Raw genomic sequence first — 16,046 nt, forward strand, 5'->3', positions numbered from 1 at the left:
GCAAGGTCACCCGATGCCGATCCTCAGCGACAACGTCCGCGGCGCCTTCTTCATGGTCATGTCCATGTCGGCCTTCACCCTCAACGATGCCTTCATGAAGGCTCTGGGCGAGGAGGTGCCGCTGTTCCAGGCAGTGTTCCTGCGCAGCATCGCCGTGGTCGCCTTGCTGGCCTTCCTGTCGTGGCGCAAGGACGGCCTGCGCCTGCCGTCGGATCCGCGGGACCTCAAGCTTGTCGTGATCCGCAGCGTCGCCGAAGCGGCGGCCGCCTATTTCTTCATTACGGCCCTTTTCAACATGCCGATCGCCAACGTGACCGCGATCCTGCAATCGCTGCCCCTGACCATCACCCTGACGGCGGCGGTCCTGTTCCGCGAGCCATTGGGCTGGCGCCGGCTGACGGCGATCTTCATCGGGTTCTGCGGGGTGTTGCTGATCGTCCAGCCGGGGGGCGACGGGTTCAGCATCTATTCCCTCTACGTGCTGGGCGCGGTGGCCTGTGTCACCGTGCGCGACCTGGCAACCCGGCGGCTCTCGCGGGCCATACCCTCGATGTCCGTCGCCCTGGCGGCGGCGGTGGCGGTCCTGGTCTTCTCGGGTGTGGCGTCGATCTTCGTCGACTGGGTGCCGCTGCGCGGAGACCGGGGCCTGCAGCTGGGGGGCGCGGTGCTGTTCGTGGTGGCGGCCTACCTGACCAGCGTCATGGCCATGCGGGTGGGGGAGGTGGCCTTTGTCGCCCCCTTCCGCTACACCGGCCTTCTTGTCGCGATCCTGCTGGGCGTGCTCTTTTTCGGCGAGACGCCGGGGCCGCTTGTCCTGACCGGCAGCGCCCTGATCGCGGCGACCGGCATCTTCACCCTGTGGCGCGAGCGCCGCTTCGCCCGCCGCCGCATGCCGGTGATGCAGCGCCTGCGCTGAGTGCCGGGGGGCCGATCCGGGCAGGCTTGTGCCGCTGGTGACTGCCGTGGGAACAAGCCCGTCCCGCGGCTGTTGACACCCCCCGCGACTCCCCCTATGAAACGCCCACTCAGGCGTGGGGTGAAAACCCCCTGCTGCGTCTGCGAAGTCAAAACTTGAGCGGTCACGATCCGGTCTGAATGCCCGATCCTCTGGAATTCCACCGCGTCGTCCCCGCATGCGAGGGGGCGAATGCGGTGTTTGCGTTTTTCGGACGCGAGAGACGCAATTGACGTAACTGGGGTGCGCGCGCCCCGCCGAACTGAAATGTGTTGCAACACGGGGAACGATACCCAATGCCAACGATCCAACAGCTGATCCGCAAGCCGCGGCAGCCCAAAGTCAAACGCTCGAAGTCGCTGCACCTGGAGGGTTGCCCCCAGAAGCGCGGCGTCTGCACGCGAGTCTACACGACCACACCGAAGAAGCCGAACTCGGCCATGCGGAAGGTTGCCAAGGTGCGCCTGACCAATGGCTTCGAGGTCATCAGCTACATTCCCGGTGAATCCCACAACCTTCAGGAGCACTCTGTGGTCCTGATCCGCGGCGGCCGGGTCAAAGACCTTCCGGGTGTCCGTTACCACATCCTGCGCGGTGTTCTGGATACCCAGGGCGTCAAAGACCGTAAGCAACGCCGTTCGAAATACGGCGCCAAGCGTCCGAAGTAAGGAGAGGCCTCGATGTCCCGTCGTCACGCCGCAGAAAAACGCGAAGTCCTGCCCGATGCTAAGTACAGCGATCGGGTTCTGACGAAATTCATGAACAACCTGATGATCGACGGCAAGAAATCTGTCGCCGAATCCATCGTCTACAACGCCATGGAGCGGGTCGAGGAGCGTCTGAAGCGCGCCCCGATCGAAGTGTTCCACGAGGCGCTGGACAACGTGAAGCCCTCGGTCGAGGTGCGCTCGCGCCGCGTCGGTGGTGCCACGTATCAGGTTCCCGTCGAGGTCCGCCCCGAGCGCCGCGAAGCCCTGGCCATCCGTTGGCTGATCAAGGCTGCCCGCGCCCGGAACGAGAACACGATGGAAGAGCGCCTTGCAGGCGAGCTGAGCGATGCGGTCAACAGCCGCGGCACGGCCGTCAAGAAGCGCGAAGACACCCACAAGATGGCCGACGCGAACAAAGCGTTCAGCCATTACCGCTGGTAACTCTGGTTTAGAGGCACGACCGAAATGGCACGCGACTACCCCCTCGAGCGATACCGCAACTTCGGGATCATGGCGCATATCGATGCAGGCAAGACGACCTGTTCGGAGCGGATCCTGTTCTACACCGGCAAGTCCCACAACATCGGCGAGGTGCATGACGGTGCCGCGACGATGGACTGGATGGAGCAGGAGCAGGAGCGGGGCATCACGATCACCTCTGCTGCGACCACCACCTTCTGGGAGCGCACCGAGGACGGTCAGTCGGCCGATACCCCGAAGCACCGCCTGAACATCATCGACACCCCCGGCCACGTCGACTTCACCATTGAAGTCGAGCGTTCGCTGGCCGTTCTGGACGGCGCCGTCGCCGTTCTGGACGCCAACGCCGGTGTCGAGCCCCAGACCGAGACCGTCTGGCGCCAGGCCGACCGCTACAAAGTTCCGCGCATCGTCTTCGTCAACAAGATGGACAAGATCGGCGCCGACTTCTTCAACTGCGTGCACATGATCGCCGACCGCACCGGTGCGGTTCCGGCCCCGATCCAAATTCCGATCGGCGCCGAGAACGAGCTTGAGGGCATCGTCGATCTGGTCACCATGAAGGAGTGGGTCTGGCGCGGTGAGGACCTCGGCGCGAGCTGGGTTCAGGAAGACATTCGCGAGAGCCTGCAGGACGTCGCCGCCGAGTGGCGCGCCAAGCTGGTCGAGACCGCCGTCGAGATGGACGACGTCGCGATGGAAGCCTACCTCGAGGGCGAAGAGCCCGACGTGGCGACCCTCCGCAAGCTGATCCGCAAGGGCACGCTGTCGATGTCCTTCGTTCCGGTCCTGTGTGGTTCGGCCTTCAAGAACAAGGGCGTTCAGCCCCTGCTCAACGCCGTGATCGACTATCTGCCCAGCCCGCTGGACGTTGTCGACTACATGGGCTTCAAGCCCGGCGACGAGACCGAGACCCGCAACATCCCCCGTCGTGCCGATGACGACATGCCCTTCTCGGGCCTGGCGTTCAAGATCATGAACGACCCCTTCGTCGGCTCGCTGACCTTCACCCGTATCTACTCGGGCGTCCTCAAGAAGGGCGACACGATGCTCAACTCCACCAAGGGGAAGAAAGAGCGTGTCGGCCGGATGATGATGATGCACTCGATCAACCGCGAAGAGATCGACGAGGCATTCGCCGGCGACATCATCGCGCTGGCCGGTCTGAAGGACACCACCACGGGTGACACGCTTTGCGCCGTCAACGACCCGGTGGTTCTGGAAACCATGACCTTCCCCGATCCCGTCATCGAGATCGCGGTCGAGCCGAAGACCAAAGCCGACCAGGAGAAGATGTCCCAGGGTCTGGCCCGTCTGGCCGCCGAGGATCCCTCCTTCCGCGTCGAGACCGACCTCGAGTCCGGTCAGACCATCATGAAGGGCATGGGCGAACTTCACCTCGACATCCTGGTCGACCGCCTCAAGCGTGAGTTCAAGGTCGAGGCCAACATCGGTGCGCCGCAGGTTGCCTACCGCGAGACCGTCTCGCGCGAGGCCGAGCATACCTACACCCACAAGAAGCAGTCGGGTGGTTCGGGTCAGTTCGCCGAGGTCAAGATGATCATCAGCCCGACAGAGCCGGGCGAGGGTTTCTCCTTCGAGAGCCGCATCGTTGGTGGTGCCGTTCCCAAGGAATACATCCCCGGTGTCGAGAAGGGCGTGAAGTCGGTCATGGACTCCGGCCCGCTTGCCGGCTTCCCGGTCATCGACTTCAAGGTCGCGCTGATCGACGGCAAGTTCCACGACGTCGACTCGTCGGTTCTGGCCTTCGAAATCGCTGCCCGTCAGTGGATGCGCGAAGCCATGAAGAAGGCCGGCGCCAAGCTGCTGGAACCGATCATGAAGGTCGAGGTCGTGACGCCCGAGGAATACACCGGTGGCATCATCGGCGACCTCACCTCGCGTCGTGGCCAGGTTCAGGGTCAGGACACCCGCGGCAACGCCATCGCCATCGACGCCTTCGTTCCGCTGGCGAACATGTTCGGCTACATCAACACGCTGCGCTCCATGTCTTCGGGCCGCGCGCAGTTCACGATGCAGTTCGACCATTACGAGCCTGTTCCGCAGAACATCAGCGAAGAAATCCAGGCAAAATACGCATGACCGAGCGGTGCGCGCATTGGCGCGCACCCTACTAACCAACCCCTGTAGGGTGCGCGCCCCTGCGCACCGCCCGAGGAAATCAAGGAGGCCACGATGGCTAAATCTAAGTTTGAGCGTAACAAACCGCACGTCAACATCGGCACGATCGGCCACGTTGACCACGGCAAGACCACGCTGACCGCTGCGATCACCAAGTATTTCGGCGACTTCCGCGCCTATGACCAGATCGACGGCGCGCCCGAAGAGAAGGCCCGCGGCATCACCATCTCGACCGCCCACGTCGAGTACGAGACCGAGGCCCGTCACTACGCCCACGTCGACTGCCCCGGCCACGCCGACTACGTCAAGAACATGATCACCGGTGCCGCCCAGATGGACGGCGCGATCCTGGTCGTGAACGCCGCCGACGGTCCGATGCCCCAGACCCGCGAGCACATCCTGCTGGGTCGCCAGGTCGGCATCCCGAAGATGGTCGTCTTCATGAACAAGGTCGACCAGGTGGACGACGAGGAGCTGCTGGAGCTCGTCGAGATGGAGATCCGCGAACTGCTGTCCTCCTACGACTACCCCGGTGACGAGATCCCGATCATCGCAGGCTCGGCCCTGGCTGCCATGGAAGGCCGCGATCCCGAGATCGGCGAGAACAAGATCAAGGAACTGATGGCCGCCGTCGACGAGTACATCCCCACGCCCGAGCGTGCGGTCGACCAGCCCTTCCTGATGCCGATCGAGGACGTGTTCTCGATCTCCGGCCGCGGCACCGTCGTGACCGGCCGTGTCGAGCGTGGCGTCATCAACGTCGGCGACGAGATCGAGATCGTCGGCATCCGCGACACCAAGAAGACCACCTGCACCGGTGTCGAGATGTTCCGCAAGCTGCTGGACCGCGGTGAGGCCGGCGACAACATCGGCGCGCTGCTGCGCGGTGTCGACCGTGAAGGCGTCGAGCGCGGCCAGGTGCTGTGCAAGCCCGGCTCGGTCACGCCCCACACCAAGTTCGAGGCCGAGGCCTACATCCTGACCAAGGACGAGGGTGGCCGTCACACGCCGTTCTTCGCCAACTACCGTCCGCAGTTCTACTTCCGCACCACGGACGTCACCGGCACCGTCACCCTGCCCGAGGGCACCGAGATGGTCATGCCCGGCGACAACCTGAAGTTCGAGGTCGAGCTGATCGCACCGATCGCCATGGAAAACGGCCTCCGCTTCGCCATCCGCGAAGGCGGCCGCACCGTCGGCGCCGGCGTGGTGTCGAAGATCATCGCCTGATCCGCGCGGTCGCCTCGATACGGGGTGGCACGGTGATAAAGACAATAGGGCCGGTCCTTCAGGGGACCGGCCCTTTTCGTTTGGGCCCGAGGCCCGGGCCCGATTCGCCCATGGCCAGCCAGCCCTCGCACTGTGATGAACGGATCAATTCCGACAGCTTTCCCCGTCCGACGGGCACCGGGCACGCGGTCGGGAGTGGCCGCGGAGCCCGGAGAGGCATGAAGGGCGCGCTGACAAGGGGTGTCGGGGCCTATGCAACGGATCCGGGCAGGGGGCCATGAGCCGGGCGCCGACGGGGCCCCAGGGGCGAGGCCGCTCTTGAAAACTTGGCCTTGCCACCTGTGGCCCGACCCCCTATAGCAACTCCACTGACTCGGGGTGTGTTCACGCGCGCCCCGTTTCAGTTAACAGGACGCGAAGAAGATCCGCGATGAGCGCCGGTCTTCCTCTCCGTTGAAATCCCAAGCCAAGGGATATGCATATGGCCATTCAAAGCCAGAACATCCGTATTCGCCTGAAGGCGTTTGACTACCGGGTGCTGGATTCCTCGACCCAGGAAATCGTAAATACGGCCAAGCGGACCGGCGCGCAGGTGCGCGGACCGATCCCGCTGCCGAACAAGATCGAGAAGTTCACCGTTCTGCGTGGACCGCACATCGACAAGAAATCCCGTGATCAGTTCGAGATCCGCACGCACAAGCGCCTGCTCGACATCATCGATCCGACCCCCCAGACCGTGGACGCGCTGATGAAGCTCGACCTGGCTGCCGGTGTCGACGTCGAGATCAAGGTTTAAGGAGGGCAGACGAACATGTTGCGCTCTGGTGTAATCGCAAAGAAGGTCGGGATGACCCGCCTTTTCATGGACGACGGGAAGCAGATTCCCGTGACGGTCCTTCAACTGGACAAGCTTCAGGTCGTGGGCACGCGCACCGCGGACGAGCACGGCTATTCGGCCGTTCAGCTCGGCGCCGGTACCGCCAAGGCCAAGCGCGTCTCTAAGGCCATGCGCGGCGTTTTCTCCGCCGTGAAGGTCGAACCCAAGCGTAAGATCGCGGAATTCCGCGTGGCGCCCGAGAACCTGATCGAGGTCGGCGAGGAAATCACCGCCAACCATTACTTCGAAGGTCAGTTCGTGGACGTCTCGGGCACCTCGATCGGTAAGGGCTTTGCCGGTGCCATGAAGCGGCACAACTTCGGCGGCCTGCGCGCCACGCACGGTGTCTCGATCAGCCACCGTTCGCACGGCTCCACCGGTCAGTGTCAGGACCCCGGCCGGGTGTTCAAGGGCAAGAAGATGGCCGGTCACATGGGCGCCGCCCGCGTGACCACGCAGAACCTGCAGGTCATCCGCACCGACGCCGACCGTGGCCTGATCATGGTCAAGGGCGCTGTCCCCGGCTCCAAGGGTGGCTGGGTCACGATCAAGGATGCGGTCAAGAAGCCGATCCCCGAGAACGTGATCTATCCCGCCGCGCTGAAGTCGGCCGCCGAGGAAGCCGAGCGTCTGGCCAAGGAAGCTGCCGAGCAGGCCGCTGCCGAAGCCGAAGCCGCCGAGAAGGCCGCCGCCGAGGCTGCCGCTGCCGAGCAGGCCGCCGCGCTGAAGGAGGCCGAGGCCTCTGACGACACCGCCGCGCCCGAAGGAGGCGACAACAATGAAAGCTGATGCGATCAAACTTGATGGCGCCAAGGCCGGCTCGGTCGAGCTGGACGACGCGATCTTCGGGCTCGAGCCCCGCGCAGACATCCTGCACCGTGTGGTCCGCTGGCAGCGCAACAACGCGCAGCAGGGCACCCACAAGGTCAAGACCCGGTCCGAGACCAGCTACTCGACCAAGAAGATCTATCGCCAGAAGGGCACCGGCGGCGCACGCCACGGTGACCGGAACGCGCCGATCTTCCGTAAGGGTGGTATCTACAAGGGTCCGACCCCGCGCAGCCACGGCCACGAGCTGACCAAGAAGTTCCGCAAGCTGGGCCTGCGCCATGCGCTGTCCGCCAAGCAATCCGCGGGCGAGCTGGTCATCCTGGACACGCTGGAACTGAAGGACGCCAAGACGGCCGTCCTGTCCCGGCAGGTCAAGGACCTGGGCTGGAAGCGCGCCCTGGTCATCGATGGCGCGACCGTGGACGAGAACTTCGCCCGCGCCGCACGCAACCTCGACGGTGTCGATGTGCTGCCGTCGATGGGCGCAAACGTCTATGACATCCTGCGGAGCGATACCCTCGTTCTGACCAAGGCGGGTGTCGAAGCACTGGAGGCTCGACTGAAATGAGCGCGAAGGCTGAACATTACGACGTGATCCGCAAGCCGATCATCACCGAAAAGGCAACCATGGCATCCGACGCGGGCGCTGTTGTCTTCGAGGTGGCGATGGACTCCAACAAGCCGCAGATCAAGGCGGCTGTCGAGGGTCTGTTCGGCGTCAAGGTGAAGGCGGTCAACACCACCATCACCAAGGGCAAGGTCAAGAAGTTCCGCGGCCAGCCTGGCCGCCGCAAGGACGTCAAGAAAGCGTATGTCACCCTCGAAGAGGGCAATACGATAGACGTCACTACGGGCCTCTGATAGAAGGCCGCGAATCTCCCGGCCCCCCTCGTGGGGGCCGTGGGCTTTTACGAAAACCGAGGCACACTGCCTCAGAGCTGACGGAAGACAGAAAGCATGGCACTCAAGTCGTACAAACCGACGACGCCGGGCCAGCGTGGGCTGGTTCTGATCGACCGTTCGGAGCTTTGGAAAGGACGTCCTGTCAAATCCCTCACCGAGGGTCTGACGAAGAAGGGCGGCCGGAACAACACCGGACGGATTACAATGCGCCGCCGCGGCGGTGGCGCAAAGCGTCTCTACCGGATCGTGGATTTCAAGCGCACGAAACTGGACATGACGGCGACCGTCGAGCGGATCGAATACGATCCGAACCGGACCGCCTTCATCGCCCTGATCAAATACGAAGATGGTCAGCAGGCATACATCCTGGCGCCCCAGCGTCTTGCCGTCGGTGACAGCGTTGTCGCCTCGGCCAAGGCCGACGTGAAGCCCGGCAACGCGATGCCCTTCTCGGGCCTGCCGATCGGTACGATCGTCCACAACATCGAGCTGAAGCCCGGCAAAGGTGGCCAGATCGCCCGCGCCGCCGGTACCTACGCCCAGTTCGTCGGTCGTGACGGTGGCTACGCCCAGATCCGCCTGAGCTCGGGCGAGCTTCGCATGGTCCGTCAGGAATGCATGTGCACCGTCGGTGCCGTGTCGAACCCCGACAACTCCAACCAGAACCTCGGCAAGGCCGGTCGCAACCGTCACAAGGGCATCCGCCCGTCGGTCCGCGGTGTGGTCATGAACCCGGTCGATCACCCCCATGGTGGTGGTGAAGGCCGGACCTCGGGTGGTCGTCACCCGGTCACGCCCTGGGGCAAGCCCACAAAGGGTGCCCGCACCCGGAACAAGAACAAGGCGTCCAGCAAGCTGATCATCCGCTCGCGTCACGCCAAGAAGAAGGGCCGGTAATCATGTCGCGTTCTGTATGGAAGGGCCCTTTTGTCGACAGCTATGTCCTCAAGAAGGCCGAGAAGACCAAAGAATCCGGTCGCAACGAAGTCATCAAGATCTGGTCGCGCCGCTCGACGATCCTGCCCCAGTTCGTGGGTCTGACGTTTGGCGTCTACAACGGCCAGAAGCACATCCCGGTCAACGTGACCGAGGACATGATCGGCCAGAAGTTCGGTGAATACTCGCCGACGCGGACCTACTACGGTCACGCTGCCGACAAGAAATCGAAGCGGAAGTAAGAGCCATGGGTAAAGAGAAAAATCCCCGCCGCGTGGCCGACAACGAAGCACTCGCCAAGACGCGCATGCTTCGGACGTCCCCGCAGAAACTGAACCTCGTCGCCGCCATGATCCGCGGCAAGAAGGTGGACAAGGCCCTGGCCGACCTCACCTTCTCGAAGAAGCGGATCGCGGCCGACGTCAAGAAATGCCTTCAGTCGGCAATCGCCAACGCGGAAAACAACCATAACCTGGATGTTGACGAGCTGGTCGTGGCCGAAGCCTATGTCGGCAAGAACCTGACCATGAAGCGCGGTCGTCCGCGGGCTCGTGGCCGGTTCGGCAAGATCGTCAAGCCGTTCTCGGAACTCACCATCAAGGTCCGTCAGGTCGAGGAGCAAGCGTAATGGGTCAAAAAGTCAATCCGATCGGCATGCGCCTCCAGGTCAACCGCACCTGGGACAGCCGCTGGTACGCCGACACCAAGGATTACGGTGATCTGCTTCTCGAGGACATCAAGATCCGCGAGTTCATCAAGGAAGAGTGCAAGCAGGCCGGTATCTCGAAGGTCATCATCGAGCGTCCGCACCGCAAGTGCCGCGTCACCATCCATACCGCCCGCCCCGGTGTCATCATCGGCAAGAAGGGCGCGGATATCGAGACGCTGCGCAAGAAGCTCGCCTCGATGACCGCAAGCGAACTGCACCTCAACATCCTCGAGGTGCGCAAGCCCGAGCTGGACGCCGCCCTGGTGGCCGAAAGCATCGCGCAGCAGCTTGAGCGTCGTGTTTCGTTCCGTCGCGCCATGAAGCGCTCGGTCCAGAACGCAATGCGCATGGGTTCGCTGGGCATCCGGGTCAACGTCGCCGGCCGTCTGGGCGGCGCCGAGATCGCCCGGACCGAATGGTACCGCGAGGGCCGCGTGCCCCTGCACACCCTTCGCGCCGACATCGACTACGCCCTGGCCGAAGCCAAGACCCCTTACGGGATCATCGGCATCAAGGTCTGGATCTTCAAGGGCGAGATCATGGAGCACGACCCGTCGGCCCGTGACCGCAAGCAACAGGAACTGCAGGAAGGGCCCGCACCTCGCGGTCCGCGCCGGTAAGGAGATAGACAGATGCTTCAGCCAAAGCGCACAAAATTCCGCAAGCAGCACAAGGGCCGTATCCACGGCGAAGCCAAGGGTGGCTCCACCCTGAACTTCGGCACCTTCGGCCTCAAGGCCACGCAGCCCGAGCGGATCACTGCACGTCAGATCGAGGCGGCTCGCCGCGCGATGACGCGCCACATGAAACGTCAGGGCCGTGTCTGGATCCGTATCTTCCCCGATACGCCGGTCACCTCGAAGCCGACCGAAGTCCGTATGGGTAAAGGTAAGGGTTCGGTCGATTACTGGGCCGCCAAGGTCAAGCCCGGCCGGGTGATGTTCGAGATCGACGGTGTTTCCGAAGCCGTCGCGCGCGAGGCCCTGCGCCTGGCCGCGATGAAGCTGCCGATCAAGACCCGCACCGTGGTCCGCGAAGACTGGTGATCCGCGAGGATCGCGACAATTGAAAAAGGGCGGGGTCTTCCCCGCCCTTTCTCGTTTCCGGCCCCCTTTCTCCACGCGCGACCCCGTCGGGCGGGGCAGGGGGCGCGGCCAAGAATCGCCCCGCCGCACGCGGCAGGATCGCGGCCACCCCAGGGGCGGCGGACGCGACGGAATGACCAGGAAAACAAGGAATCCCGGCGCCCCGGGGTTTATGGGTTGCCATCGTGGTCGCGGCCTTGTATTGGACCGCTTCATCAATGACTCCACCGGACTCAGGGTGACCCTCTCAAGGGGGCCGACTGGTGATGTGAAAGGAACTGGGCGATGAACGCCAAGGAACTCAACGACAAGACCCCCGACCAGCTGAAGGATCAGCTGGCCGAGCTGAAGAAGGAAGCGTTCAACCTGCGCTTCCAGCAGGCTACGCAACAGCTTGAGAACACCGCACGCATGCGCACCGTCCGTCGCGACGTTGCCCGTGTGAAGACCGTTCTCAACCAGAAGGCCGCTGCTGCGGCCGCAGAAGAATAAGAGGAGCCTGACAGATGCCCAAACGTATCCTCAACGGCACCGTCACCAGCGACCAGAACGAGCAGACTGTCACGGTCCTGGTCGAGCGTCGCTACACGCATCCTCTGCTGAACAAGACCGTCCGCGCTTCGAAGAAGTACCGCGCGCACGATCCGAAGAACGAATTCAAGGTCGGTGACAAGGTCCGCATCCAGGAGTGCGCGCCGATTTCGAAAACCAAGCGTTGGGAGGTGGTCGCCAACTAAGGCGGCCCCTTTCGATTGTGTCGAAACCCTGGGGAACAGGCGAGGAAAACGCCCCCCATAGGTCGGGAGAAACCACATGATCCAGATGCAGACCAATCTGGATGTCGCTGACAACTCCGGCGCTCGCCGGGTGCAGTGCATCAAGGTCCTGGGTGGTTCCAAGCGTAAATACGCCTCCGTCGGCGACATCATTGTCGTCTCGGTGAAGGAAGCCATCCCGCGCGGCCGCGTGAAGAAAGGTGACGTCCGCAAGGCCGTCGTCGTGCGCACCGCCAAGGAAGTCCGTCGCGAAGACGGCACCGCAATCCGGTTCGACCGGAACGCGGCCGTCATCCTCAACAACAACAACGAGCCCGTCGGCACCCGTATCTTCGGGCCGGTGGTTCGTGAGTTGCGCGCGAAGAACTTCATGAAGATCATCTCGCTGGCTCCGGAGGTTCTCTGATGGCTGCCAAACTCAAGAAGGGCGACAAGGTCGTCGTGCTGGCCGGTAAGGACAAGGGCAAGGAGGGTGAGATCACCCGCGTCATGCCTGCGGCCAACAAGGCCATCGTGGACGGTGTGAACGTGGCGATCCGCCATACCCGTCAAAGCCAGAACAGCCAGGGCGGCCGCGTGCCGACCCCGATGCCGATCGATCTTTCGAACCTGGCACTGCTGGACTCCAACGGCAAGGCAACCCGCGTCGGCTTCCGCACGGAAGACGGCAAGAAGGTGCGCTTTGCCAAGACCACGGGGGACGTGATCTGATGCTGGACGCTGCGACCTATACCCCGCGTCTCAAGACGCTCTACACCGACGAGATCCGCGCCAAGCTGAAGGAAGAATTCGGCTACGCGAACGAGATGCAGATCCCGCGTCTCGACAAGATCGTTCTCAACATCGGCTGTGGCGCCGAGGCGGTCCGCGACACCAAGAAGGCCAAATCCGCTCAGGAAGACCTGACCGCGATTGCCGGCCAGAAGGCGCTGATCACCAAGGCCAAGAAATCCATCGCCGGCTTCCGTGTCCGCGAAGAGATGCCGCTGGGCGCCAAGGTGACCCTGCGCGGCGAGCGCATGTACGAATTCCTCGATCGCCTGATCACCGTCGCAATGCCCCGTATCCGGGACTTCCGCGGCGTGTCCGGCAAGAGCTTCGACGGTCGTGGCAACTACGCCACCGGCCTGAAAGAGCACATCGTGTTCCCCGAGATCAACTTCGACAAGGTCGATGAGGTCTGGGGTATGGATATCGTCATCTGCACCACCGCAGGTACCGACGCAGAAGCCAAGGCGCTGTTGAAGCATTTCAACATGCCCTTCAACAGCTGATCGCGGCGAGGAGAAGAGAACATGGCTAAGAAAGCAATGATCGAGCGCGAGAAGAAGCGTCAGGCCCTGGTGGAGAAATACGCCGCCAAACGTGCCGAGCTGAAAGAGATCGCGCGCGATGAATCCAAGCCGATGGAAGAGCGTTTCAAAGCGCGTCTGAAGCTTGCAAAACTGCCGCGCAACAGCTCGGCTACCCGTCTTCACAATCGCTGCCAGCTGACCGGTCGTCCGCACGCTTACTATCGTAAGCTGAAGATGAGCCGGATCGCGCTGCGGGATCTTGGCTCGAACGGCCAGATCCCCGGCCTGGTCAAGTCGAGCTGGTAAGGAGGTCCCGAGATGAACGATCCTATCGGCGATATGCTCACCCGGATCCGCAACGCACAGCTGCGCGGCAAGTCCACGGTTGAAACCCCCGCCTCCAAGCTTCGCGCCTGGGTGCTCGACGTGCTGGCCGACGAAGGCTACATCCGCGGCTACGAGAAGACGACCGGCAAGGACGGCCACCCGGCCCTGTCGATCAGCCTGAAGTACTACGAAGGCACCCCGGTGATCCGCGAGATCAAGCGGGTCTCGAAGCCCGGCCGTCGTGTCTACATGGGCGTCAAGGACATCCCCTCGGTCCGTCAGGGCCTGGGTGTCTCGATCGTCTCCACGCCTCGCGGCGTGATGTCGGATGCAAATGCGCGCACTGCCAATGTTGGTGGTGAAGTGCTTTGCACGGTCTTCTAAGGAGGTAAGGCAATGTCTCGTATTGGTAAGAAACCGGTCGAGCTGCCGTCGGGTGTTTCGGCAACCGTCTCCGGCCAGACCGTCGAAGTGAAGGGCCCCAAGGGTACCCGCAGCTTCACTGCAACCGACGATGTCACCATTTCGGTGGACGACAACGTCATCTCGATCGCGCCCCGTGGCTCGTCCAAGCGCGCCCGCCAGCAGTGGGGCATGTCCCGCACGATGGTCGGCAACCTGGTGACCGGCGTCTCCACCGGCTTCAAGAAAGAGCTGGAGATCAACGGTGTGGGTTACCGCGCGCAGATGCAGGGCAACACCCTGAAGCTGAGCCTGGGCCTGAGCCATGACGTGAATTTCGAAGTGCCCGAGGGCGTCACCGTGACGGCCCCCAAGCAAACCGAGATCGTCGTGGAAGGCATCGATCAGCAACTCGTCGGCCAGGTCGCGGCCAATATTCGCGAATGGCGGAAGCCCGAGCCCTACAAGGGCAAAGGCATCAAGTACAAGGACGAGTACATCTTCCGCAAGGAAGGCAAGAAGAAGTAAGGACGCGAGAAATGGCAAACAGCAAAAGAACCCTGTTTCTGAAGCGCCGCCTGCGCGTTCGGAACAAGCTGCGGAAGATGAACGCCGGGCGTCCGCGCCTGTCGGTTCACCGCTCGAACAAGAACATCAGCGTGCAGCTGATCGACGATGTGAACGGCGTCACGCTCGCCTCGGCCTCCTCGCTGGAGAAGGACCTGGGCGTTCTGGGCAAGAACAACGTCGAAGCGGCGGCGAAGGTGGGCACCGCCATCGCCGAGCGCGCGAAAAAGGCCGGGGTCGAAGAATGCTACTTCGACCGTGGTGGTTTCCTGTTTCACGGGAAGGTCAAGGCACTTGCCGACGCCGCCCGTGAAAACGGCCTGAAGTTCTGAGGAGACGATAGATGGCAAGAGAAGACAATCGTCGGGGAAATCGTCGCGAGCGCGAAGAAACCCCCGAATTCGCCGATCGTCTCGTGGCGATCAACCGGGTCAGCAAGACGGTCAAGGGCGGTAAGCGCTTCGGCTTCGCTGCTCTGGTCGTCGTCGGTGACCAGCGCGGTCGCGTGGGCTTCGGCAAGGGCAAGGCCAAGGAGGTCCCCGAGGCCATCCGCAAGGCCACCGAGCAAGCCAAGCGTCAGATGGTCCGCGTACCGCTGCGCGAGGGTCGTACCCTGCACCACGACATCGAGGGCCGTCACGGCGCTGGTAAGGTCGTGATGCGGACCGCCCCCCAGGGTACCGGCATCATCGCCGGTGGTCCGATGCGCGCCGTGTTCGAGATGCTGGGCGTTCAGGACGTGGTCGCCAAGTCGATCGGGTCCCAGAACCCCTACAACATGATCCGCGCGACGCTGAACGGCCTTGGCCGCGAGGCTTCGCCCCGTTCGGTCGCGCAGCGTCGCGGCAAGAAGGTCGCGGACATCCTCAAGAAGCCCGAAGCCGAAGCGGCCTCCGAGTCGGTCGAAGCGTAAGGATACGGATCCATGGCAAAAACCATCGTCGTCAAGCAGATCGGCTCGCCGATCCGCCGCCCCGCCAAGCAGCGTGCAACGCTGATCGGTCTGGGCCTGAACAAGATGCACAAGACCCGTGAGCTTGAGGATACCCCCTCGGTGCGCGGCATGGTGAATTCCATCTCCCACATGGTGGAAATCATCGAAGAGCGCGACTAAGCCTCTGACTGCATTCCGGGGTGCGCCGGCCTGAAAGGGCAGGGCGCACCCCACCCAATTTACAATCAACGCCGCGGTTGGCCCCTTCGCTCCTGGGCCACATCCGGCACGGAGAGAGCGACATGAAACTTCACGAACTTCACGACAATCCCGGCGCAACCAAGAAGCGCAAGCGCGTTGGCCGCGGCCCGGGTTCCGGCACCGGCAAGACCGCCGGCCGTGGTATCAAGGGTCAGAAGTCCCGTTCGGGCGTCTCGATCAATGGCTACGAGGGTGGCCAAATGCCGCTCTACCAGCGGCTTCCCAAGCGTGGCTTCACCCCGCCGAACCGCAAGAAATTCGCCGTCCTGAACCTGAGCCTGCTTCAGAAGTTCCTGGACGACAAGAAGATCGACGGCTCGAAGGCCATCACCGAGGACGTCCTGGTCGAATCGGGCCTGGTGCGTCGCAAGCTCGACGGTGTCCGCATCCTCGCCAAGGGCGAGTTCAACGCCAAGGTGAACCTGGAAGTCACCGGCGCCTCCAAGTCGGCCATCGAGGCTGTCGAGAAGGCCGGCGGCTCGCTCAAGGTTTCGACCCCGGCGGCGACTTCCGAGCAAGCGTCCGAATAAGCGGTTGTGAGCGGCCCCGGGGCCGCTTACACCACTTGTGATGTTTTCCCTGCGCCGCCGACCGGAAAACGGTTCGGCGGCGTCGTCATGAAAGGA

26 protein-coding genes are annotated in these 16,046 nt (G+C 63.1%); all 26 read left to right on the forward strand.

The genetic code is table 11. The annotated features are described in order from the left end of the window. The first annotated feature begins 13 nt into the window (after positions 1-13). Complete coding sequence (locus CLV77_RS13850) at positions 14-916, forward strand: DMT family transporter (RefSeq protein ID WP_076980153.1); 903 nt, start codon at positions 14-16, stop codon at positions 914-916. Positions 917-1,251: 335 nt separating this feature from the next. Beyond that, positions 1,252-1,623 (forward strand): 30S ribosomal protein S12, encoded by a 372-nt coding sequence (rpsL, locus tag CLV77_RS13855; RefSeq protein WP_076980154.1) that lies wholly within the window; start codon positions 1,252-1,254, stop codon positions 1,621-1,623. A gap of 12 nt (positions 1,624-1,635) precedes the next feature. Beyond that, complete coding sequence (rpsG, locus tag CLV77_RS13860; RefSeq protein WP_076980155.1) at positions 1,636-2,106, forward strand: 30S ribosomal protein S7; 471 nt, start codon at positions 1,636-1,638, stop codon at positions 2,104-2,106. Between the two features lie 24 nt (positions 2,107-2,130). Continuing rightward, positions 2,131-4,248, forward strand: a complete 2,118-nt coding sequence (gene fusA / locus CLV77_RS13865) for an elongation factor G (protein ID WP_076980156.1) — start codon at positions 2,131-2,133, stop codon at positions 4,246-4,248. 93 nt (positions 4,249-4,341) lie between these two features. Continuing rightward, on the forward strand, positions 4,342-5,517 hold the full coding sequence (tuf, locus tag CLV77_RS13870) for an elongation factor Tu (protein ID WP_076980141.1): 1,176 nt from the start codon (positions 4,342-4,344) through the stop codon (positions 5,515-5,517). Between the two features lie 487 nt (positions 5,518-6,004). Further along, the gene (gene rpsJ, locus CLV77_RS13875; protein WP_076981124.1) at positions 6,005-6,313 is read left to right on the forward strand and encodes a 30S ribosomal protein S10; all 309 of its coding nucleotides are present in this window, start codon (positions 6,005-6,007) and stop codon (positions 6,311-6,313) included. Positions 6,314-6,328: 15 nt separating this feature from the next. After that, positions 6,329-7,183 (forward strand): 50S ribosomal protein L3, encoded by an 855-nt coding sequence (gene rplC / locus CLV77_RS13880; RefSeq protein ID WP_076980157.1) that lies wholly within the window; start codon positions 6,329-6,331, stop codon positions 7,181-7,183. Continuing rightward, positions 7,173-7,793, forward strand: coding sequence for a 50S ribosomal protein L4 (rplD, locus tag CLV77_RS13885; protein WP_076980158.1), 621 nt, complete (start codon positions 7,173-7,175; stop codon positions 7,791-7,793). Before rplC ends, rplD begins: the two co-directional genes overlap by 11 nt. After that, a complete protein-coding gene (locus tag CLV77_RS13890) occupies positions 7,790-8,086 on the forward strand; it encodes a 50S ribosomal protein L23 (protein WP_076980159.1) in 297 nt (98 codons plus the stop codon). Before rplD ends, CLV77_RS13890 begins: the two co-directional genes overlap by 4 nt. 96 nt (positions 8,087-8,182) lie before the next feature. Then, on the forward strand, positions 8,183-9,025 hold the full coding sequence (gene rplB, locus CLV77_RS13895; protein WP_076980160.1) for a 50S ribosomal protein L2: 843 nt from the start codon (positions 8,183-8,185) through the stop codon (positions 9,023-9,025). A 2-nt stretch (positions 9,026-9,027) separates the two neighbouring features. Next, the gene (rpsS, locus tag CLV77_RS13900; RefSeq protein WP_076980161.1) at positions 9,028-9,306 is read left to right on the forward strand and encodes a 30S ribosomal protein S19; all 279 of its coding nucleotides are present in this window, start codon (positions 9,028-9,030) and stop codon (positions 9,304-9,306) included. Between the two features lie 5 nt (positions 9,307-9,311). Further along, on the forward strand, positions 9,312-9,692 hold the full coding sequence (rplV, locus tag CLV77_RS13905; protein ID WP_076980162.1) for a 50S ribosomal protein L22: 381 nt from the start codon (positions 9,312-9,314) through the stop codon (positions 9,690-9,692). After that, a complete protein-coding gene (gene rpsC / locus CLV77_RS13910; RefSeq protein ID WP_076980163.1) occupies positions 9,692-10,393 on the forward strand; it encodes a 30S ribosomal protein S3 in 702 nt (233 codons plus the stop codon). Before rplV ends, rpsC begins: the two co-directional genes overlap by 1 nt. Before the next feature lie 12 nt (positions 10,394-10,405). Next, positions 10,406-10,819: a 50S ribosomal protein L16 gene (rplP, locus tag CLV77_RS13915; protein ID WP_076980164.1), complete on the forward strand. Its 414-nt coding sequence runs from the start codon at positions 10,406-10,408 to the stop codon at positions 10,817-10,819. Between the two features lie 324 nt (positions 10,820-11,143). Further along, a complete protein-coding gene (rpmC, locus tag CLV77_RS13920) occupies positions 11,144-11,350 on the forward strand; it encodes a 50S ribosomal protein L29 (RefSeq protein WP_076980165.1) in 207 nt (68 codons plus the stop codon). 14 nt (positions 11,351-11,364) lie between these two features. Further along, positions 11,365-11,595: a 30S ribosomal protein S17 gene (rpsQ, locus tag CLV77_RS13925; protein ID WP_076980166.1), complete on the forward strand. Its 231-nt coding sequence runs from the start codon at positions 11,365-11,367 to the stop codon at positions 11,593-11,595. 76 nt (positions 11,596-11,671) lie between these two features. Then, the gene (gene rplN / locus CLV77_RS13930) at positions 11,672-12,040 is read left to right on the forward strand and encodes a 50S ribosomal protein L14 (RefSeq protein WP_005621870.1); all 369 of its coding nucleotides are present in this window, start codon (positions 11,672-11,674) and stop codon (positions 12,038-12,040) included. Next, on the forward strand, positions 12,040-12,345 hold the full coding sequence (gene rplX / locus CLV77_RS13935) for a 50S ribosomal protein L24 (RefSeq protein WP_076980167.1): 306 nt from the start codon (positions 12,040-12,042) through the stop codon (positions 12,343-12,345). Before rplN ends, rplX begins: the two co-directional genes overlap by 1 nt. Next, on the forward strand, positions 12,345-12,908 hold the full coding sequence (gene rplE / locus CLV77_RS13940; RefSeq protein WP_076980168.1) for a 50S ribosomal protein L5: 564 nt from the start codon (positions 12,345-12,347) through the stop codon (positions 12,906-12,908). Before rplX ends, rplE begins: the two co-directional genes overlap by 1 nt. A 21-nt stretch (positions 12,909-12,929) precedes the next feature. Continuing rightward, entirely contained in the window at positions 12,930-13,235 is a 306-nt protein-coding gene (gene rpsN / locus CLV77_RS13945; RefSeq protein ID WP_076980169.1) for a 30S ribosomal protein S14, read from the forward strand. A 12-nt stretch (positions 13,236-13,247) separates the two neighbouring features. Beyond that, on the forward strand, positions 13,248-13,640 hold the full coding sequence (rpsH, locus tag CLV77_RS13950; RefSeq protein ID WP_076980170.1) for a 30S ribosomal protein S8: 393 nt from the start codon (positions 13,248-13,250) through the stop codon (positions 13,638-13,640). 12 nt (positions 13,641-13,652) lie between these two features. Continuing rightward, a complete protein-coding gene (rplF, locus tag CLV77_RS13955; RefSeq protein ID WP_076980171.1) occupies positions 13,653-14,186 on the forward strand; it encodes a 50S ribosomal protein L6 in 534 nt (177 codons plus the stop codon). Positions 14,187-14,197: 11 nt separating this feature from the next. Beyond that, complete coding sequence (rplR, locus tag CLV77_RS13960; protein WP_076980172.1) at positions 14,198-14,557, forward strand: 50S ribosomal protein L18; 360 nt, start codon at positions 14,198-14,200, stop codon at positions 14,555-14,557. 11 nt (positions 14,558-14,568) lie between these two features. Beyond that, complete coding sequence (gene rpsE / locus CLV77_RS13965; RefSeq protein ID WP_076980173.1) at positions 14,569-15,138, forward strand: 30S ribosomal protein S5; 570 nt, start codon at positions 14,569-14,571, stop codon at positions 15,136-15,138. 12 nt (positions 15,139-15,150) lie between these two features. Then, complete coding sequence (gene rpmD / locus CLV77_RS13970) at positions 15,151-15,339, forward strand: 50S ribosomal protein L30 (protein WP_076980174.1); 189 nt, start codon at positions 15,151-15,153, stop codon at positions 15,337-15,339. Positions 15,340-15,461: 122 nt separating this feature from the next. Continuing rightward, the gene (gene rplO, locus CLV77_RS13975; RefSeq protein ID WP_076980175.1) at positions 15,462-15,950 is read left to right on the forward strand and encodes a 50S ribosomal protein L15; all 489 of its coding nucleotides are present in this window, start codon (positions 15,462-15,464) and stop codon (positions 15,948-15,950) included. Positions 15,951-16,046 lie beyond the last annotated feature (96 nt).

The organism is Brevirhabdus pacifica (assembly GCF_002797755.1).
GTDB lineage: Bacteria > Pseudomonadota > Alphaproteobacteria > Rhodobacterales > Rhodobacteraceae > Brevirhabdus > Brevirhabdus pacifica.

Excerpts from the sequence above, each read along its gene's own strand:
- CLV77_RS13850 (WP_076980153.1), top strand. The coding sequence starts at position 14 with ATGCCGATCCTCAGCGACAACGTCCGCGGCGCCTTCTTCATGGTCATG.
- rpsL (WP_076980154.1), top strand. The coding sequence starts at position 1,252 with ATGCCAACGATCCAACAGCTGATCCGCAAGCCGCGGCAGCCCAAAGTC.
- rpsG (WP_076980155.1), top strand. The coding sequence starts at position 1,636 with ATGTCCCGTCGTCACGCCGCAGAAAAACGCGAAGTCCTGCCCGATGCT.
- fusA (WP_076980156.1), top strand. The coding sequence starts at position 2,131 with ATGGCACGCGACTACCCCCTCGAGCGATACCGCAACTTCGGGATCATG.
- tuf (WP_076980141.1), top strand. The coding sequence starts at position 4,342 with ATGGCTAAATCTAAGTTTGAGCGTAACAAACCGCACGTCAACATCGGC.
- rplC (WP_076980157.1), top strand. The coding sequence starts at position 6,329 with ATGTTGCGCTCTGGTGTAATCGCAAAGAAGGTCGGGATGACCCGCCTT.
- rplD (WP_076980158.1), top strand. The coding sequence starts at position 7,173 with ATGAAAGCTGATGCGATCAAACTTGATGGCGCCAAGGCCGGCTCGGTC.
- CLV77_RS13890 (WP_076980159.1), top strand. The coding sequence starts at position 7,790 with ATGAGCGCGAAGGCTGAACATTACGACGTGATCCGCAAGCCGATCATC.
- rplB (WP_076980160.1), top strand. The coding sequence starts at position 8,183 with ATGGCACTCAAGTCGTACAAACCGACGACGCCGGGCCAGCGTGGGCTG.
- rpsS (WP_076980161.1), top strand. The coding sequence starts at position 9,028 with ATGTCGCGTTCTGTATGGAAGGGCCCTTTTGTCGACAGCTATGTCCTC.
- rplV (WP_076980162.1), top strand. The coding sequence starts at position 9,312 with ATGGGTAAAGAGAAAAATCCCCGCCGCGTGGCCGACAACGAAGCACTC.
- rpsC (WP_076980163.1), top strand. The coding sequence starts at position 9,692 with ATGGGTCAAAAAGTCAATCCGATCGGCATGCGCCTCCAGGTCAACCGC.
- rplP (WP_076980164.1), top strand. The coding sequence starts at position 10,406 with ATGCTTCAGCCAAAGCGCACAAAATTCCGCAAGCAGCACAAGGGCCGT.
- rpmC (WP_076980165.1), top strand. The coding sequence starts at position 11,144 with ATGAACGCCAAGGAACTCAACGACAAGACCCCCGACCAGCTGAAGGAT.
- rpsQ (WP_076980166.1), top strand. The coding sequence starts at position 11,365 with ATGCCCAAACGTATCCTCAACGGCACCGTCACCAGCGACCAGAACGAG.
- rplN (WP_005621870.1), top strand. The coding sequence starts at position 11,672 with ATGATCCAGATGCAGACCAATCTGGATGTCGCTGACAACTCCGGCGCT.
- rplX (WP_076980167.1), top strand. The coding sequence starts at position 12,040 with ATGGCTGCCAAACTCAAGAAGGGCGACAAGGTCGTCGTGCTGGCCGGT.
- rplE (WP_076980168.1), top strand. The coding sequence starts at position 12,345 with ATGCTGGACGCTGCGACCTATACCCCGCGTCTCAAGACGCTCTACACC.
- rpsN (WP_076980169.1), top strand. The coding sequence starts at position 12,930 with ATGGCTAAGAAAGCAATGATCGAGCGCGAGAAGAAGCGTCAGGCCCTG.
- rpsH (WP_076980170.1), top strand. The coding sequence starts at position 13,248 with ATGAACGATCCTATCGGCGATATGCTCACCCGGATCCGCAACGCACAG.
- rplF (WP_076980171.1), top strand. The coding sequence starts at position 13,653 with ATGTCTCGTATTGGTAAGAAACCGGTCGAGCTGCCGTCGGGTGTTTCG.
- rplR (WP_076980172.1), top strand. The coding sequence starts at position 14,198 with ATGGCAAACAGCAAAAGAACCCTGTTTCTGAAGCGCCGCCTGCGCGTT.
- rpsE (WP_076980173.1), top strand. The coding sequence starts at position 14,569 with ATGGCAAGAGAAGACAATCGTCGGGGAAATCGTCGCGAGCGCGAAGAA.
- rpmD (WP_076980174.1), top strand. The coding sequence starts at position 15,151 with ATGGCAAAAACCATCGTCGTCAAGCAGATCGGCTCGCCGATCCGCCGC.
- rplO (WP_076980175.1), top strand. The coding sequence starts at position 15,462 with ATGAAACTTCACGAACTTCACGACAATCCCGGCGCAACCAAGAAGCGC.